We start from the raw sequence: 15,136 nt of genomic DNA, 5'->3' as shown, positions 1-15,136 counted from the left end.
ATAATTATTTTAATAGTTGTGGGGGAGCTAATGGGCGTTGAAGAAGAACTTAAGCATAATCAAGATGTCATGATTCAACTTCCGTGGACCGTGCCACAACCGCCTTTATATACGACGAGTATTCAAGTTGATCCTGAAACGCAGAAAATTCCTTTGGATTTGAATGTAAGCTCAACTGATACGACTGCAATTTGGTCTTTTATGATTGCAATGGCGATAGCTTTTATTCTAGGAATTTCAGCGACAATCATTGCAATTTGGTATGGTGTCAGAAGTTTTAAATTAACTGAAATGTCTTTTAATACAGTAGTACTAGAAATAAAAAGTTCACAACAAATTGCTTTTAATCTAAATCAAAAATTATTTGAGCAACAAAGAGAGTTAGGAAAACAAGAATTTCAGTACACTAAGCAACTTAAATGGGAAGATGAGATCATAAGTATTACATCGGATTGTCTTAACTCTTTAGCTAAGTATATTCAAAAAGTTATGATATTTAAGGATAATTTTGTTAATTTTCCTGTAGCTGATAAAAGTGATTATTCAACATTAGTTGGTTCAAAATTAAAAGAAATTTTAGACGTTACAGAAAATACTAATGCTTGTTTAACTAAACTAAATTTATATTTTAGTGTTGGGCATGAAAAAGAAAAAATAATTTCTCAACTTGGGAAACTTTTGATCATCTCAATAATGCATTTTAACAATCAATTAATAAAACAGACCGATACCAAAGACATTTATGTGAGTAAGTTTATTATTGAAGAGGGTTTAATAAGAAAAGTTAATAAGATATTAATAGATGCTAGAAAGTGGGATGAATCTAATGATTTATTATCCTTGACTGACATTGCAAATTTGGGTGATCAGTTGGCAGATGAGTTTAAAAAAATTCTCAATAAATAAGCAGCCTAAGCTGCTTTTATAAATCACTTCTCTTTCGGTTCAGGTGGTGTCATCCCAAACTGCAAATACGCCTGATTTGTTGCAATACGACCACGTGCGGTACGCATCACATAACCTTGCTGAATCAAGTAAGGTTCAATCACATCTTCCAGCGTGCCTGAATCTTCTGCCATTGCCGCTGCTAGAGCTTCAACACCTGCAGGACCACCATCAAAACGTTCTAATAACATGGATAAATAACGGCGGTCGAGTGTATCTAAACCATCCTTGTCCACATTCAACATATCAAGCGCACGTTGCGCCATTTCTTGTGTGACCTCACCTGTACCTTTCACTTGAGCATAGTCACGTACACGACGCAGTAAACGGTTTGCGATACGAGGCGTACCACGAGAACGACGAGCCACTTCCTTCGAACCAGCTTCAGTGATTGGAACATCCATCAGATTTGCAGAACGAGTCACGATATGGGTCAAATCTTCAACCGAATAAAACTCTAATCGCTGGACGATACCAAAACGATCTCGAAGCGGAGAGGTCAATAAACCGGCACGAGTAGTCGCAGCGACTAAAGTGAATGGCGGTAAATCTAACTTAATTGAACGCGCAGCAGGGCCTTCACCAATCATAATATCCAGTTGGTAATCTTCCATTGCAGGATAAAGGATTTCCTCGATCACTGGAGAGAGACGGTGAATCTCATCAATAAATAAAACGTCACCTTCTTCTAAGTTAGTGAGCATTGCTGCCAAATCACCAGCGCGCTCTAACACAGGACCTGAGGTGGATTTGAGATTGCCACCCATTTCACGCGCGATAATATTGGCAAGTGTGGTTTTACCTAAACCCGGAGGACCAAAAATCAAGGTATGGTCTAAAGCTTCACCACGTCCACGAGCTGCACCAATGAAAATTTCCATCTGCTCACGCACAACAGGCTGACCAATATAATCATCTAATGATGTTGGTCGAATGGCACGATCAAAATGATCTTCTGGTTTTTCAGAACCACTGATAATACGGTCTTGCATAATATGAGATCTTATTTATTCATCGATTTTAAAGCAGCACGGATAATATCGGATGCCTCATTGAAGTCACCTTTAACGGCATTGACTAACTTTTGTGCTTCTAGTGGCTTGTAACCTAATGACTGTAAAGCAGCTTCAGCCTCAGCGACAGCAGAGTTACCCGTAAACTGAATTTGCGCTGTTGTAGAGTTTGATGTGGATGGCTGAGCTGCAAGCGCTTTAAAGCGATCTCGAAGTTCAATCATCAAACGCTCTGCAGTCTTTTTACCAACACCTGGAACTTTGACTAAAGTGTTTACATCTTCATGTTCAACGGTATGAATGAGCATGTCTACGCTGAGTGTTGAGAGAATACCCAATGCCATTTTGGGACCAACGCCGTTCACTTTAAGTAAAGTGCGGAAAATACTTTTTTCTTGTGCGTTGGAAAATCCATACAATAATTGGGCATCTTCACGTACAGCCAAATGCGTCCACAATGTGACTTTTTGTCCTTTCTGTAATTGGCAAAATGTTGAAAGAGGTGTATCAACCTCATAGCCAACACCATTTACATTCAATAAAACTGTTGGTGCTTCTAAAGCAAGCACTTCACCAATAAGACATCCAATCATTCAATTATTTCACTTATTTGTCGATGTTAAATTCACTATGTCAGCATAGTAGTGTTCATTGCTTCAGAACGCAAAATCAAAAAACACTTTATGCTCTTTTCCTGAACACTAAATTTAAGGTTTATAAAAATCCAACTTTATTCCCTTGAAGTTCCTGTGCCAAATGATAAGCCTGATGATCTGAAAATTTTGAGATCACATCTAAGACTTGCATGATATTGTCATAGTGATCATCACTAAAACGAACACCTAAGCCTGAGATAATAGACAGTAAACGTCCTTCCTTAAAGTTATGAATTTTATTGGGTGTCGTAAGCGGAATAAATGCATCTAGTATGTGCTGTAAGCTTTGATGTGCAATGATTTCTAAACCAGATTTTTGAGGGTGCTCAAAGATTTTCTCCCGCGCTAAATTCTTTGCACAATCAATTCCTGCTTCGATATCGGGCGAGCAATATTGGAGCAAACTACCTTTAAGCTGTCCTGACAAAATTTCAAAATGATGTTTAGTAAAAGCGGAAGTGACTTCATCAACCAAGCGTTTCATCACACGACCACGCAATGCTGCAATCTTTTGTTGCCACGTGGTGTATGGCATTGCAAGTTCAGCAGGCGTGCCATAGTCACCGAGCAGATTTAAAAAAATAGGTTCGACTTGCTCATAGCTGAGCATGTTAAGAATAATGCCATCTTCTAAATCGATCAGGGCATAACAAATATCATCCGCAGCTTCGAGTAAATAGGTGAGTGGATGGCGACAGAAATGATATTCACCATATTGTATAAGACCTAATTGGTGACCAATTTGTTGCAAAATTTCTTTTTCAGATTGATAGCAACCAAACTTAGCTCGTTTACTGGCAGGCGTATTTCCCTGAGAGTCAATGGTTTTAGAAAGCCATGGGTACTTTAAGTAAGCTCCTAAGGTTGCGTAAGTGAGGCGCATTCCACCGTCATTAGGGTGATAGTCAATTTTCGTGAGTAAACGAAGACCTTGAGCATTGCCCTCAAACTGGCGAACATCGGCCTGCTGTTCAGGGGTTAAACTCGATAAAAAATCGCCGTGTGATGCATCATCAAACCATTCACGAATAGCGTACTCACCTGCATGACCAAAAGGAGGATTACCAATATCGTGTGCGAGACAAGCTGCTTGAATAATTGCACCGACATCTGCAGGAGAGATCCACATAGGTAACACATCACGAATTTTTTCAGCTGCCAGCATTCCCAAAGAGCGTCCGATGCAAGAAACTTCAAGGGAATGTGTTAGACGCGTGTGAATGCCATCATGTTGAGTCAGGGGGTGAACTTGAGTTTTACGGTTAAGTTGCCTAAAACTCTGAGAAAAAATAATACGATCGTAATCTTTATGGAAGGGGCTACGTGCTTGTTCTGTATTTTGTTTTGAACTACCAAGTCGAACTGTTGATAACAGTTCCAGCCAACGCATTTGAGTCATTTATCATTATTCATCATTACTGTCTGGAACCATCATGCCAAAAAAATCGTGAAAAATATATGCTGACACGACATAATTTGGCGCATTGAAAATGCATTTCGGAAAAGTTTAAGAAGTAAAATAATGAGTATTAAGATTTTGATTTTAAGAATTATTCTCCTAATATAATTCAATTTCTTCAATCTCAAATCATCATAAGAGTCTCTAATTGATTATAAAGATAGATATCAATCATTAGATGATGCGTGGATGCAAGTCGGTTCGATAATTTTCTAACGAAATAGTATGCATAACGTATCTACTTTTTATGCTGATTGTTGATCAAATTGATCCTATGATTGGCAGAACATTTCAATAAAGCTATTGAAATTTGTCTATTTTGACCTCATGTTATCCTCATAAAGATGAATTATAGAGATGTGAATTTATATGTTATTTCATTTGCCGAAACTTCCTGCCGAAATTCGAGTCACTCACTTAAATGCGCGTATTAATGAACAACGAAAAAAAATTGCGCAAAGTACTGCATCTAAACTTGAACTTCTGCAGTTGTCTCAGCAGTTTTCAAAAGAAGCACGCACGCGTAAAAAGAATAATCAGAAAGTATATGTAATTGATTTTAAAGGTGACATGGCAGCTTCAGCTGTAGAGAATCTTCGTGAAGAAATTACTTTGATTTTGGCGACTGCTAAAGCAGGGCGTGATCGTGTCGTAGTACGTTTGGAAAGTCCAGGTGGGATGGTACATGGTTATGGACTTGCGGCTGCTCAATTGGTGCGTCTGCGCGATGCTGGTTTTCATTTAACCATTTGTGTTGATAAAGTCGCAGCAAGTGGTGGATACATGATGGCATGTATCGGTAACGAAATTATTTCTGCTCCATTTGCAGTGATTGGTTCAATTGGCGTTGTTGCTCAAGTGCCTAATTTTAATCGTTTACTTAAAGAACATAATATTGATTTTGAGCTTTATACTGCGGGTCAATATAAACGTACCGTGACCATGTTTGGTGAAAATACGGAAGAGGGTAAAGCAAAGTTTGAAGAAGAGTTGCAACAAACGCATGCATTGTTCAAGCATTTTGTTGAAAAATATCGTCCACAGTTAAATGTTGAAAAAGTAGCAACAGGTGAACATTGGTACGGTCAAGATTCATTAGATTTGAATTTGGTTGATAAGCTTCAAACCTCGGATGAGTATTTATTAAGTTTATTGACAGTGCATGATGTTTACTTGATTCAAACTCGCCGTAAACCTACCTTAGGTGAGAAATTAGGACTGCAAGCGGCACAAATGGCGGACAGTTTGATTCCTGCTGTGATGAATAAAGTTATGGACACTTTAGTCAAAACTAATGCGAACTTAGTGCAACTACGTGATCCTAAACTTTAAATTCGATGAAATAAAAAAAGCCAATCTAATGATTGGTTTTTTTTATGATTTATCATTTGTATGGTCGAGAGTCTAATTTTCGATATAACATTACTATTCCTGTGATCATGGACCCAAGTGTTGCGAACAGCATATCTTTATGGGCATCCCAAATATCACCTTGTTGACCATTATAATTTTCTGCTGCCTCAGGGGAAAGATTAATCGCAATCGACCATTCAATCCATTCGTAAATGAGACTGGTGGCCATGACAAACTGAACCACAATAAGAAAAAGTACTCGTTCAGATAATTGTGGTAAATAGAATTGAATGATCCTCAGGAAAAAAGGATAGAGAAGTAGACCATAGGCAAAATGGACCAAGCGATCATACATATTTCGCTCCCAACCCATCTGTGCATTTAAATGTATGTTGAAGTAGTGCATCAACCATTCATTATAGGGAACATACGAATATAAATAGTGCGCCCCAAGAATATGAATGATCAGAAATCCAATATAGAGAGAAAATGCGATAAAACTCAAACCAACTTTCTTTTGTATATAGATCAAAAACACCAGCATTAAAGCTGTGCCAAGTTGATGTAAGCCATAAGAAGCATATTCAAGAGGCTTTATACTTGCCAAGATCAGCACCATTATGAAAATGAAGAATACGAGGTGGTGTTTAGGAGTAAATTTTTTGTAGTGCATTTTGTTATATGTTGATTTGATTAATTTCTTCATATGATTGTAATGGATCAATCCTGAGAATAAGCTGCAGATCGCAATATTTTTATAAATAGTTGTTTATATCAATAGCTCATTGCAATCAGGATGATCAGTTAGAATATGATTTATTTTGAGTTTTTATTATGACGGTTTCAGCTGCTTTTCTTGCACAGCAAAATGCATATTTTCATTATGAGTTTGAAGAGCTTACTTTGGATGACTTTCCTGAAGAGATCTCAGTATCACTCCGAGGAATGATGTTTAGGCATGACATTCAATATGCTCAAGTGACTCATTATATTTACTATAGCGATGTTTTAACTGGTGATGAATTAGAAAAGCTCAGAACTGACTTTATACGTTACTGTCCTGATGAAGCATGATTTTTATTGAAACATTTGATGAGTCTCATACAAAAAAAGCGAAGCCTAAGCTTCGCTTTTTTATTCAATACTATTTAGATTTTAGCAATCAAATCTTTAATTTGTTTCGCTTGCTCAGCAGCATTACCTGTATAAGATGCAGGTGTCATTTCAGCAAGACGCGCACGATCTGCTGCAGGAACAGCTTCTAATTCGTTACCATTCACAAAATTCACCATCATTTCGCGAGTCATTGCTTGACCACGAGTAAGGGCTTTAAGTTTTTCGTATGGTTTTTCAACGTTATAACGACGCATTACTGTTTGAATTGGTTCAGCAAGAACTTCTTGAGCGTTGTCTAAGTCTTCAAGAATACGGTCGGCATTCAATTCAAGTTTGCCCACACCTTTCAAGCAAGCTTCAAATGCGATCAAGCTTTGTGCAAAACCAACGCCCATGTTACGAAGAACAGTAGAGTCAGTTAAGTCACGCTGCCAGCGAGAAATTGGGAGCTTTTCACCAAGGTGAGCAAGGACTGCATTAGCAATACCCAAGTTACCTTCAGAGTTTTCAAAATCGATTGGGTTCACTTTGTGTGGCATTGTTGAAGAACCAACTTCACCTTCTTTTAATTTTTGTTTGAAGAAACCAAGAGAGATATAACCCCAAACATCACGGTTGAAATCGATGAGGATTGTGTTGAAACGACGAAGCGCATCAAACAATTCAGCCATGTAGTCGTGCGGCTCAATTTGAGTTGTATACGGGTTAAACGTGAGACCTAAAGATTCAACAAATGCTTGCGAGTGAGCAGGCCAGTTAATTTCAGGGTAAGCAGAAAGGTGAGCATTATAGTTACCTACAGCACCATTGATTTTACCTAGAAGCTCAACATTGTTGAATTGTTTGATTTGGCGTGCAAGACGGTATGCCACATTCGCCATTTCTTTACCCAATGTTGTTGGGCTTGCAGTTTGACCATGTGTACGAGACAACATTGGTTGATCAGCGTGTTTTTCTGCAAGTGCAACAATTGAGTCCACAATTTGTTGCATAGACGTAGCTAGTACTTCACGACCACTTTTCAGCATGAGTGCATGAGACAAGTTGTTGATGTCTTCAGATGTACAAGCAAAGTGAATGAATTCACCCGCATTTTTAAGTTCATCAATGTTTGCAATTTTCTCTTTTAAGAAATATTCAACCGCTTTTACATCATGGTTGGTTGTGCGTTCGATTTCTTTGATACGGTTAGCATCGTCTTCAGAGAAATTTGCAACGATTGCATCTAAAGCTGCATTTGTTTCGTTAGAAAAAGCTGGCACTTCAGTAATTTCTGGGCGATTTGCAAGTGCTTGTAACCAGCGCACTTCAACAGTCACACGAGCATGGATTAAACCAAACTCAGAGAGGAAAGGGCGCAAAGCATCACATTTGCTTGCATAGCGACCATCTAATGGAGAAAGTGCGGTTAAAGCGTTCATAGCAATTCCTTAAACTTTGGAATGAAACGTAAAACAGAACTCGATATACATCAGGTTAAACCACCTGAAACTGTAAACGAGCGAGATCTTGAATATCTTTCAGTAACTTGCGTTTGGTGAAGATCATGCTCCATGAACTTCCACCTGACTGACGCCATAAATGCGCCATCTGTAAACCTGTAAACAATGAAGCACGAATACGATTGGTGTGCGAAGAATCCTTAAAAGCTTCTGCATTGCCTTTCACCATAATGCGAGGATTAATCTGTCCTGCAGTTTCGACATAGGTTTGAGCAAGGTTTGCAAGAATACTTGGATGTAGATAATTATGATCAAAAAAGGAGAGTTGTTTTAGTATTTTTTCTTGTGATTTTTCAATAATTTCAACGAATTTTGGGTTGCTATATACTTTCTTTTCTAAATGTAATAATGCCATTGCATAGGACATTGGAAGTTTTGCATTGGCAAATTTAGGTATTCTTGATTTTGGTGCAGTATTGAATGGTTGGGTGATGCTACTTTCTAATGTTTTTAATCCCAGAGAAATATCTGCAAGCTGGTTAAAAAAATCTAAGGTTTGACAATTCTTATTGGAAGTAGGGCGAATATTTAAACTCGCCTTAATTAATTGTTCTAAATAGAAGTTACCGTTTTCACCAATATTTTGTCGACCTGCAATGGCTGTCATATGTGTCAGCTGAGTCGATTGAAATACTGCTGCCAAAGCCAAAGCTCTGTTTTGACGATCATTCAGAGTCTGAAGCTGCTGGAACGGTAACTCTGTCATGCCTGAAAATTCCTTTAAATAAAATCAGGTTTAGGCGCATTGGTATGATGAATCACACCGCCACCTAAACAAACTTCATCCGCGTAAAACACAACGCTTTGTCCTGGCGTAACAGCACGTTGAGGTTCATCAAATTCTACACGTACACCTTGCGGTGCATTTGGGTCATTAAATAAGACACATGCTTGATCAGGTTGTCGATAGCGAGTTTTCGCTGTGCAACGGAAACCATTTTCTGGAATCTCTTGCTCACCTGCAACCCAATCAATCGCTTCAGACCATAACATGGTACTTTGCATGAGGGGATGCTCATGACCTTGGCCAACAACTAAACGATTGCCTTCGATATCTTTGTGTAATACGAACCAAGCACCTTCTTCAGCGCCTTTCATTCCACCGATACCAATACCACCACGTTGACCGAGCGTATAGTACATTAAGCCGTGATGATCACCAACCTCTTTACCATCTTCAAGGATAATTTTACCTGGTTGAGCAGGTAAATATTGCTTCAAGAAGTCATTAAATCGGCGTTCACCAATAAAACAGATACCTGTAGAGTCTTTTTTCTTCGCTGTTACAAGACCTAAATCTTCAGCAATTTTACGAACTTGAGGCTTTTCAATTTCACCGACAGGGAACAAGGTCTTGTTAATTTCACGACCATGAACGGCATGTAGGAAATAAGTTTGGTCTTTGTTGTTATCCACGCCACGGAGTAAAGGCGCATATTGCTCACCTTTAGAGTTGGTCATGGTTTCACCGCGACGAGCATAGTGTCCTGTTGCGATGAAGTCAGCACCTAATTTCATGGCATGATCGAGGAATGCACGGAACTTAATTTCTTTATTACATAAAATATCTGGGTTTGGGGTGCGCCCCGCAGCATATTCAGCCAAGAAGTGCTCAAATACACGATCCCAATATTCCATTGCGAAGTTGGCTGTATGTAATTTGATACCGATACGATCACAGACGGCTTGCGCATCTGCAAGATCATCCATAGCCGTGCAGTATTCTGTGCCGTCATCTTCTTCCCAGTTTTTCATGAAAAGACCTTCAACTTGATATCCTTGTTGAAGTAATAAAGCCGCAGAGACAGATGAGTCTACACCACCTGACATACCGACGATGACACGTTGTTGCATAGGATTAGGCATCCAAATTTGAAATTAAGGGAGAATTTTGGTGCTCATAAACGAGCGATAAAGGAAATTTTTGTCCTGATTGGGCATCTTGAATGGCTTTGATGACCAATGGGCTACGCGCGCGAGCCGTTTCTAATAGCTCATCTAGGCTCATCCAAACAGCACCTACGATACCTGTATCTAATGTTGCATTGGCAAAATACTGTGTTGATTTTGCTAAAAAACAGAAGCGGTAATAGGTACGATCCGGAAACATAGGTGGGGTATAGGTGTATATACCCAATAAATCTGTGACTTCAACTTGGTGACCTGTTTCTTCCATGGTTTCACGAACTGCGGCTTGAATAAGGGTTTCACCAGCTTCAACATGACCTGCAGGTTGATTAAAAACGGTGTGCATGACACCTTCAGTTTGTTCTTCTACAAACAGATATTTACCATCTTTTTCAACCACTGTTGCAACAGTGACGTGAGCAGTCCAAGCGGTCATAAAAAAGCACCAGATGAAGGGAAGGCATATTGTATAAAATTTTGAGGTGTGTGGCTATGTTGGATGAAATATTCTTTTGACCTTTAGAATAAGCTTGCTTTTAGGTTGAAAACACCTGTCAAAAAACATAAGCGAATTATAGATAAGATACATTTTATAAGTCGTTTTTTGATCAGTTTAATATAATATATAAATAAAAATAGGTACGACATAATAAGAGGAAAAAAATAATGAATGGTATTCAAGATATTTCTAAATTAATCATTTGGAGCTTAATTGCTGTTGTTGTCTGCTACACCTTTGGTTGGATTGATCAAACTGTTTTTGAAAAGAATGTTGTTGGAGATGCGTTGATGTGGATTGATTAAGTCTTTGTTGATGTCGTAGTGGCTAATTATTTACAGGGTGAGATACATTGATTAGTTTATAAGGGCGGTAGTGGAGATCGAAGTAGTAAAGTCTGAAATTATACATTTTGTGGCTATAAGTAAATTTGCGGTTAATTGATGATAAGATAATTAGATTAATCAAATATTAGAGTGTAGTTTGAGAAATTTATCTAATAAATTGAATAGTGTTTTATATGGAAGAAAGCAGATGGGATTAGTTATCTTGCTTCTTTCAATATTTTTACTTCTTCTACCTGGTGCTATTTATGGATGTATATTTTTTATACCTATAACTCAATCTGAGCTTGATTATTATGCAAAATTTGGGGCATGGTTTACTGCTATTGGTGCAATATTTACAATTATTAATACAATAGTCGTAATTTATTTAATGATATTCTTACATAAAAAAGAAAATGAATTCAATATGTTAAATAATTTTTCTGAGTTAAGAAAGAGATTTACATATATTAGTACTATTTTAAAAGATGAATTAGCATTTTTTGTTGAAAAAGAATATGAAATTGCAGAAAATTTATATGCTGCACAAAATGGTTTTGATGCATATCAGTATAAAGATTTATATAAATTGGAAGCGGCTTACCTACGCGAAATAGTTAAATCTCTTCATGAGGTTTATCAGACATTAATAACATTAAAAGAAACATGCCAATTAGAAACAAATATTTCTCTTGTTGATTATCAGACTAAACTAAAGCTATTAGATTATATTGATGATCTATTGATATTAAAAAAACCATCAAATGAGTATCAGAGGGGTTTTGTGGAAGGTAGTAGAGAAGATGTTGACCCAGAGGATATGGTTGAAGTATCAAATAAAAATGCTATCGAAGCTATAGAAAATTTGAAGGCTCTGTTAGCCATTTAATGGTTATCTTTTATTGGGAGATTTGAGTTGGAAATAGATAAGCAGAGATAGAAGTTCTCTGATTTCTATCTCATGAATATACTAAACAATTAGTTTTAACCCTAATCATTCTTTATTAATATAATTCCCCGAAACCTTTACATAATTTTGTGCCGAATAAGGCAGAAAAGCTTTTTCTTTATCAGTCAGTGGACGCACTTTTATCACAGGACTACCCACATATAAATAACCACTTTCTAATACTTTGTTGGGTGGAACAAGCGAACCCGCACCTATCATCACATCATCTTCAACAACAACATCATCCAAAATAATCGTTCCAATACCGACTAAAACACGATTACCAATAGTACAACCATGTAATTTCACATGATGACCCACAGTAACGTCCTCACCAATAATGAGCGGTGAACCTTCAGGTTTATCAGCTTTCTTATGACTGACATGCAACATGGAATGATCTTGGATATTGGAATTTTTACCAATCCGAATAAAATTAACATCACCGCGGATCACAGCATAAGGCCAGACTGAAACATTCTCAGCCAAGAAAACATCACCAATCACTAACGCAGTTGGATCAATATAATTTGTTGTATCAAATTGTGGGTAAGTCTCTAAGTATTTGCGGATATTTTCAGTCATAAAAAATTGCCTGTTTTTACTCATTATAAACAAAAAAGCACCCAAAAGAATTTGAGTGCCTTTATATCTTTAGTCAAGCTGCGACTTAAAACAAATTACTAAAGAACTGTTTGATATGATCGATCATACGTGAGAAGAAACCAGCTTCTTCAACCGCTTGTAAAGCAACAAGCGGCTTCTCCGCAATAACTTTGCCGTCAAGTGTCGCTGTTAATTTACCTACAACTTGCCCTTGTTGAAGAGGGGCATTTAAGTTCGGTTGAACCGCGATTTGAGTTTGAATGGCATTTGCTTGACCTTTTGGCATAGTCACGTTGAAGTTTTCAGCAAGACCCACACTCACTTGATTAGATTGACCAAACCAAACTTTAGAAGTGGTCAACTCTTTGTGAGCGGGTTGAACACTGACAGTTTCAAAGTTTGCATAACCCCAAGATAACAAATCACGTGTTTGCGTTGCACGTGCTTGCATTGATGGAGCACCAAAAATCACTGAAATTAAACGCATCGGGCCACGTTTAGCTGAAGTCGTTAAACAATAACCAGCTTCAGAAGTATGACCTGTTTTAAGACCATCTACACTCGGATCTGTATATAGCAACGCGTTACGGTTACCTTGCTTGATCCCGTTAAAAGTAAACTCTTTTTCAGAGTAGATAGGATAATACTTTGAACTGTCATGAATGATGTGCTTCGCAAGAGTAGCCATATCTTTCGCAGTAGAATAATGACCTTCAGCAGGCATACCTGTTGAGTTCATAAAGTTCGTGTTGGTCATGCCAATACGCTTAGCTTCTTGGTTCATGCTGTGTACAAATGTACCTTCATTCCCAGAAATATGCTCAGCCATCGCCTTAGATGCGTCATTACCAGATTGAATGATAATCCCGCGTAACATTTCTAATACGGTTGCTGTGCCGTTGAGAGGTACATACATACAAGATTCTGTACTACTACCACGACACCAAGCAGACTCGTTCATACGAACTTTTTCATCTTCCGTGAGTTCACCGTTCAACAACTTTTGTTCAATAATGAAACTGGTCATCATTTTGGTCATTGAAGCAGGCGCAAGTTTTTCATTTTCGTTTTTACTTGCGAGAATTTGACCTGTTTCATAATCCATCAAAACGTAAGACTTGTTATTGAGTTCTGGTGGTGAAGATAAAACAGTTGCTGCATAAGTAAATGAAGGTAATAGTAATAATGCAGCAATGGCGCTTTTTCGGGTCATTCTATGTAGTTCCAATCTTGTATGAACGCAAAAATCAGCTTTGCATTCTAGGACAAAGCAAAGCCGACTTCTAGCAGTGGAGTCGGCTTATTTCATTCGAATTGTAACTATTTCGTGCTCTATTTAACTGAAGACTGATATTTTTTTATATCCTCGCACACTTGTTGATTTGCTTTATCTCCAGCGTTTTTCGCATCTTGTCTCGCTTGAGCTAATGCTTGCTGATAATCCTGTTGTTTAATTAGATTGTTCAGCGTGGTTTGAGGTGAATTTTCGTTAGGTAAATAGTCTTTTAATAGCTTTTGATAGCCTGCTTTAAACGCCGCATCTTCTTCCACTAAACTTGGGCATGATTCTGAAAAGACATAGATTGCAGCGAGTTCATCTTTAGTCACTTTTTGTTGAGTAACTTCGATATTTTCTTTTAAGTCTTGAGCATTGGCGAAAGTGAAACTTGAAAATAACATTGAGCTGCTGATAAATGCGGTTGAAATCAATTGTAAAAAACGTTTTTGCATAAATGACTCAAAAATTAGTAAGTTAGTTATAAGAATAGAATAATCTTTTTTCGTGTTTAAAAAATAGAGAAAGTGTATTAATGCTGTTGGAACTCAGAAAGTAAAGAAGAAAAGTTCAGGTATGAACAGGGGGATGACTACATGCTGAGTTTTCAAGATTAAAGGGTAAGCAGATTTTCAAGATTAAAGGCGTTTAAAACCTCAACATCTTTGCGTGTGCTCATTGTTGTGTTGGGGGATTTTGATTAGGCTATCGAACAGATGGGATTACATGAATTGAGTGAATTGTTTTGAATATTTTGATTGCCAACGATGACGGTGTGTTCGCACCAGGAATACAAGCATTAGCACAAGCATTAAAACCTTTGGGTCGAGTAGTCGTGGTTGCTCCAGAAAGTGAGCGGAGTGGTTTTTCAAGTGCATTAACGCTTGATCGTCCATTGCGACCCGTGCAAATTTCAGAAGATGTATGGGCAATTAATGGCACACCAGCGGACTGTGTTTATCTGTCCATGAATGGTCTATTTGATTTTGAATTTGATCTAGTTGTAAGCGGGATCAACAGTGGTGCGAATTTAGGCGATGATGTGTTGTATTCAGGTACAGTTGGGGCCGCGTTTGAAGGCCGACTCATGAAACAACCTGCAATTGCAGTTTCATTGGCTGGTCCAAATGTTCGTTCGTATCAAGATGCTCAAGATTATGCACAAGCTGCAAATTGGGTATATGAATTTATTAAAAATGGTTTGCCTGAGTTACCACCGCGTCATATTTTCAATATTAATATTCCGGATACGGCTGAAATAAAAGGGACATTAGTGACTTATCAAGGAAGAAGAAAACAAACGAAACCGATTACCACACAAGTGGACCCGAGAGGCCGTCAAGTTGTTTGGATTGGTTTGGCTGGAGAGGCCGTAACAGATCCCGAAAAAAGCCAACTGGGTTATCAGTCAGACTTTTATGCCATTGCAAATGGATATGTCAGTGTGACACCGATCCAAATGGATGCTACCAACTATCAGGTGTTGGCTTCACTTGAATCTCAGTTAGAGCTTTAATTGAACGACCAC

General features: G+C 38.0%; 17 protein-coding genes. 6 read left to right on the top strand and 11 right to left on the bottom strand.

What is annotated here, in order from left to right; genetic code table 11:
• Nucleotides 1-30 precede the first annotated feature (30 nt).
• Nucleotides 31-906, top strand: coding sequence for a hypothetical protein (locus tag AC1M85_RS09690; RefSeq protein WP_488212966.1), 876 nt, complete (start codon nucleotides 31-33; stop codon nucleotides 904-906).
• A gap of 23 nt (nucleotides 907-929) precedes the next feature.
• On the opposite strand, the gene ruvB is transcribed toward AC1M85_RS09690, so the two are convergent.
• From ruvB to AC1M85_RS09675, 3 genes are all read right to left on the bottom strand, one after another.
• On the bottom strand, nucleotides 930-1,937 hold the full coding sequence (gene ruvB / locus AC1M85_RS09685; RefSeq protein WP_035265728.1) for a Holliday junction branch migration DNA helicase RuvB: 1,008 nt from the start codon (nucleotides 1,935-1,937) through the stop codon (nucleotides 930-932).
• Between the two features lie 11 nt (nucleotides 1,938-1,948).
• A complete protein-coding gene (gene ruvA, locus AC1M85_RS09680) occupies nucleotides 1,949-2,551 on the bottom strand; it encodes a Holliday junction branch migration protein RuvA (RefSeq protein WP_488212965.1) in 603 nt (200 codons plus the stop codon).
• Nucleotides 2,552-2,672: 121 nt separating this feature from the next.
• The gene (locus AC1M85_RS09675) at nucleotides 2,673-4,013 is read right to left on the bottom strand and encodes a deoxyguanosinetriphosphate triphosphohydrolase (RefSeq protein WP_488212964.1); all 1,341 of its coding nucleotides are present in this window, start codon (nucleotides 4,011-4,013) and stop codon (nucleotides 2,673-2,675) included.
• A gap of 429 nt (nucleotides 4,014-4,442) precedes the next feature.
• Between AC1M85_RS09675 and sohB the strand changes: the two genes are divergently transcribed.
• Nucleotides 4,443-5,405: a protease SohB gene (gene sohB / locus AC1M85_RS09670; RefSeq protein WP_488212963.1), complete on the top strand. Its 963-nt coding sequence runs from the start codon at nucleotides 4,443-4,445 to the stop codon at nucleotides 5,403-5,405.
• A gap of 52 nt (nucleotides 5,406-5,457) precedes the next feature.
• Here the strand turns inward: sohB and AC1M85_RS09665 are convergent, their stop codons facing one another.
• The gene (locus AC1M85_RS09665) at nucleotides 5,458-6,099 is read right to left on the bottom strand and encodes a DUF2238 domain-containing protein (RefSeq protein ID WP_481595533.1); all 642 of its coding nucleotides are present in this window, start codon (nucleotides 6,097-6,099) and stop codon (nucleotides 5,458-5,460) included.
• 161 nt (nucleotides 6,100-6,260) lie between these two features.
• Here AC1M85_RS09665 and AC1M85_RS09660 point away from each other — a divergent pair, with 161 nt between their 5' ends.
• Complete coding sequence (locus AC1M85_RS09660; RefSeq protein ID WP_092766082.1) at nucleotides 6,261-6,500, top strand: hypothetical protein; 240 nt, start codon at nucleotides 6,261-6,263, stop codon at nucleotides 6,498-6,500.
• A gap of 74 nt (nucleotides 6,501-6,574) precedes the next feature.
• Here the strand turns inward: AC1M85_RS09660 and purB are convergent, their stop codons facing one another.
• From purB to AC1M85_RS09640, 4 genes are read right to left on the bottom strand one after another with little or no spacing between them, the layout of a single operon-like run.
• Nucleotides 6,575-7,963, bottom strand: coding sequence for an adenylosuccinate lyase (gene purB, locus AC1M85_RS09655; protein ID WP_092766083.1), 1,389 nt, complete (start codon nucleotides 7,961-7,963; stop codon nucleotides 6,575-6,577).
• Nucleotides 7,964-8,018: 55 nt separating this feature from the next.
• Entirely contained in the window at nucleotides 8,019-8,750 is a 732-nt protein-coding gene (gene hflD / locus AC1M85_RS09650) for a high frequency lysogenization protein HflD (RefSeq protein WP_092766084.1), read from the bottom strand.
• Nucleotides 8,751-8,764: 14 nt separating this feature from the next.
• Nucleotides 8,765-9,898, bottom strand: a complete 1,134-nt coding sequence (gene mnmA, locus AC1M85_RS09645; RefSeq protein ID WP_488212962.1) for a tRNA 2-thiouridine(34) synthase MnmA — start codon at nucleotides 9,896-9,898, stop codon at nucleotides 8,765-8,767.
• 4 nt (nucleotides 9,899-9,902) lie between these two features.
• Nucleotides 9,903-10,388 (bottom strand): NUDIX hydrolase, encoded by a 486-nt coding sequence (locus AC1M85_RS09640; protein WP_035265740.1) that lies wholly within the window; start codon nucleotides 10,386-10,388, stop codon nucleotides 9,903-9,905.
• Nucleotides 10,389-10,618: 230 nt separating this feature from the next.
• Here AC1M85_RS09640 and AC1M85_RS09635 point away from each other — a divergent pair, with 230 nt between their 5' ends.
• The gene (locus AC1M85_RS09635) at nucleotides 10,619-10,756 is read left to right on the top strand and encodes a hypothetical protein (protein ID WP_180027558.1); all 138 of its coding nucleotides are present in this window, start codon (nucleotides 10,619-10,621) and stop codon (nucleotides 10,754-10,756) included.
• 229 nt (nucleotides 10,757-10,985) lie between these two features.
• Nucleotides 10,986-11,666 carry a hypothetical protein gene (locus AC1M85_RS09630; protein WP_180027559.1) on the top strand — a complete coding sequence of 227 codons (681 nt, stop codon included), beginning with the start codon at nucleotides 10,986-10,988 and terminating at the stop codon, nucleotides 11,664-11,666.
• A 105-nt stretch (nucleotides 11,667-11,771) separates the two neighbouring features.
• Here the strand turns inward: AC1M85_RS09630 and AC1M85_RS09625 are convergent, their stop codons facing one another.
• The 3 genes from AC1M85_RS09625 to AC1M85_RS09615 form a co-directional block, all read right to left on the bottom strand.
• Nucleotides 11,772-12,311, bottom strand: a complete 540-nt coding sequence (locus AC1M85_RS09625; protein WP_488212961.1) for a gamma carbonic anhydrase family protein — start codon at nucleotides 12,309-12,311, stop codon at nucleotides 11,772-11,774.
• A gap of 85 nt (nucleotides 12,312-12,396) precedes the next feature.
• Complete coding sequence (gene dacC / locus AC1M85_RS09620) at nucleotides 12,397-13,545, bottom strand: D-alanyl-D-alanine carboxypeptidase PBP5/6 (RefSeq protein ID WP_035270478.1); 1,149 nt, start codon at nucleotides 13,543-13,545, stop codon at nucleotides 12,397-12,399.
• Between the two features lie 119 nt (nucleotides 13,546-13,664).
• Nucleotides 13,665-14,063: an MCR_0457 family protein gene (locus AC1M85_RS09615; protein ID WP_035270480.1), complete on the bottom strand. Its 399-nt coding sequence runs from the start codon at nucleotides 14,061-14,063 to the stop codon at nucleotides 13,665-13,667.
• Between the two features lie 290 nt (nucleotides 14,064-14,353).
• On the opposite strand from AC1M85_RS09615, the gene surE reads away from it, so the two are divergent.
• The gene (gene surE, locus AC1M85_RS09610; RefSeq protein WP_035270482.1) at nucleotides 14,354-15,124 is read left to right on the top strand and encodes a 5'/3'-nucleotidase SurE; all 771 of its coding nucleotides are present in this window, start codon (nucleotides 14,354-14,356) and stop codon (nucleotides 15,122-15,124) included.
• Nucleotides 15,125-15,136: the final 12 nt, after the last annotated feature.

The organism is Acinetobacter sp. 24-47-64, assembly GCF_057737055.1.
Note: the sequence above shows the minus strand (reverse complement) of the source record. Positions and strands in the feature narration are given on the sequence as shown.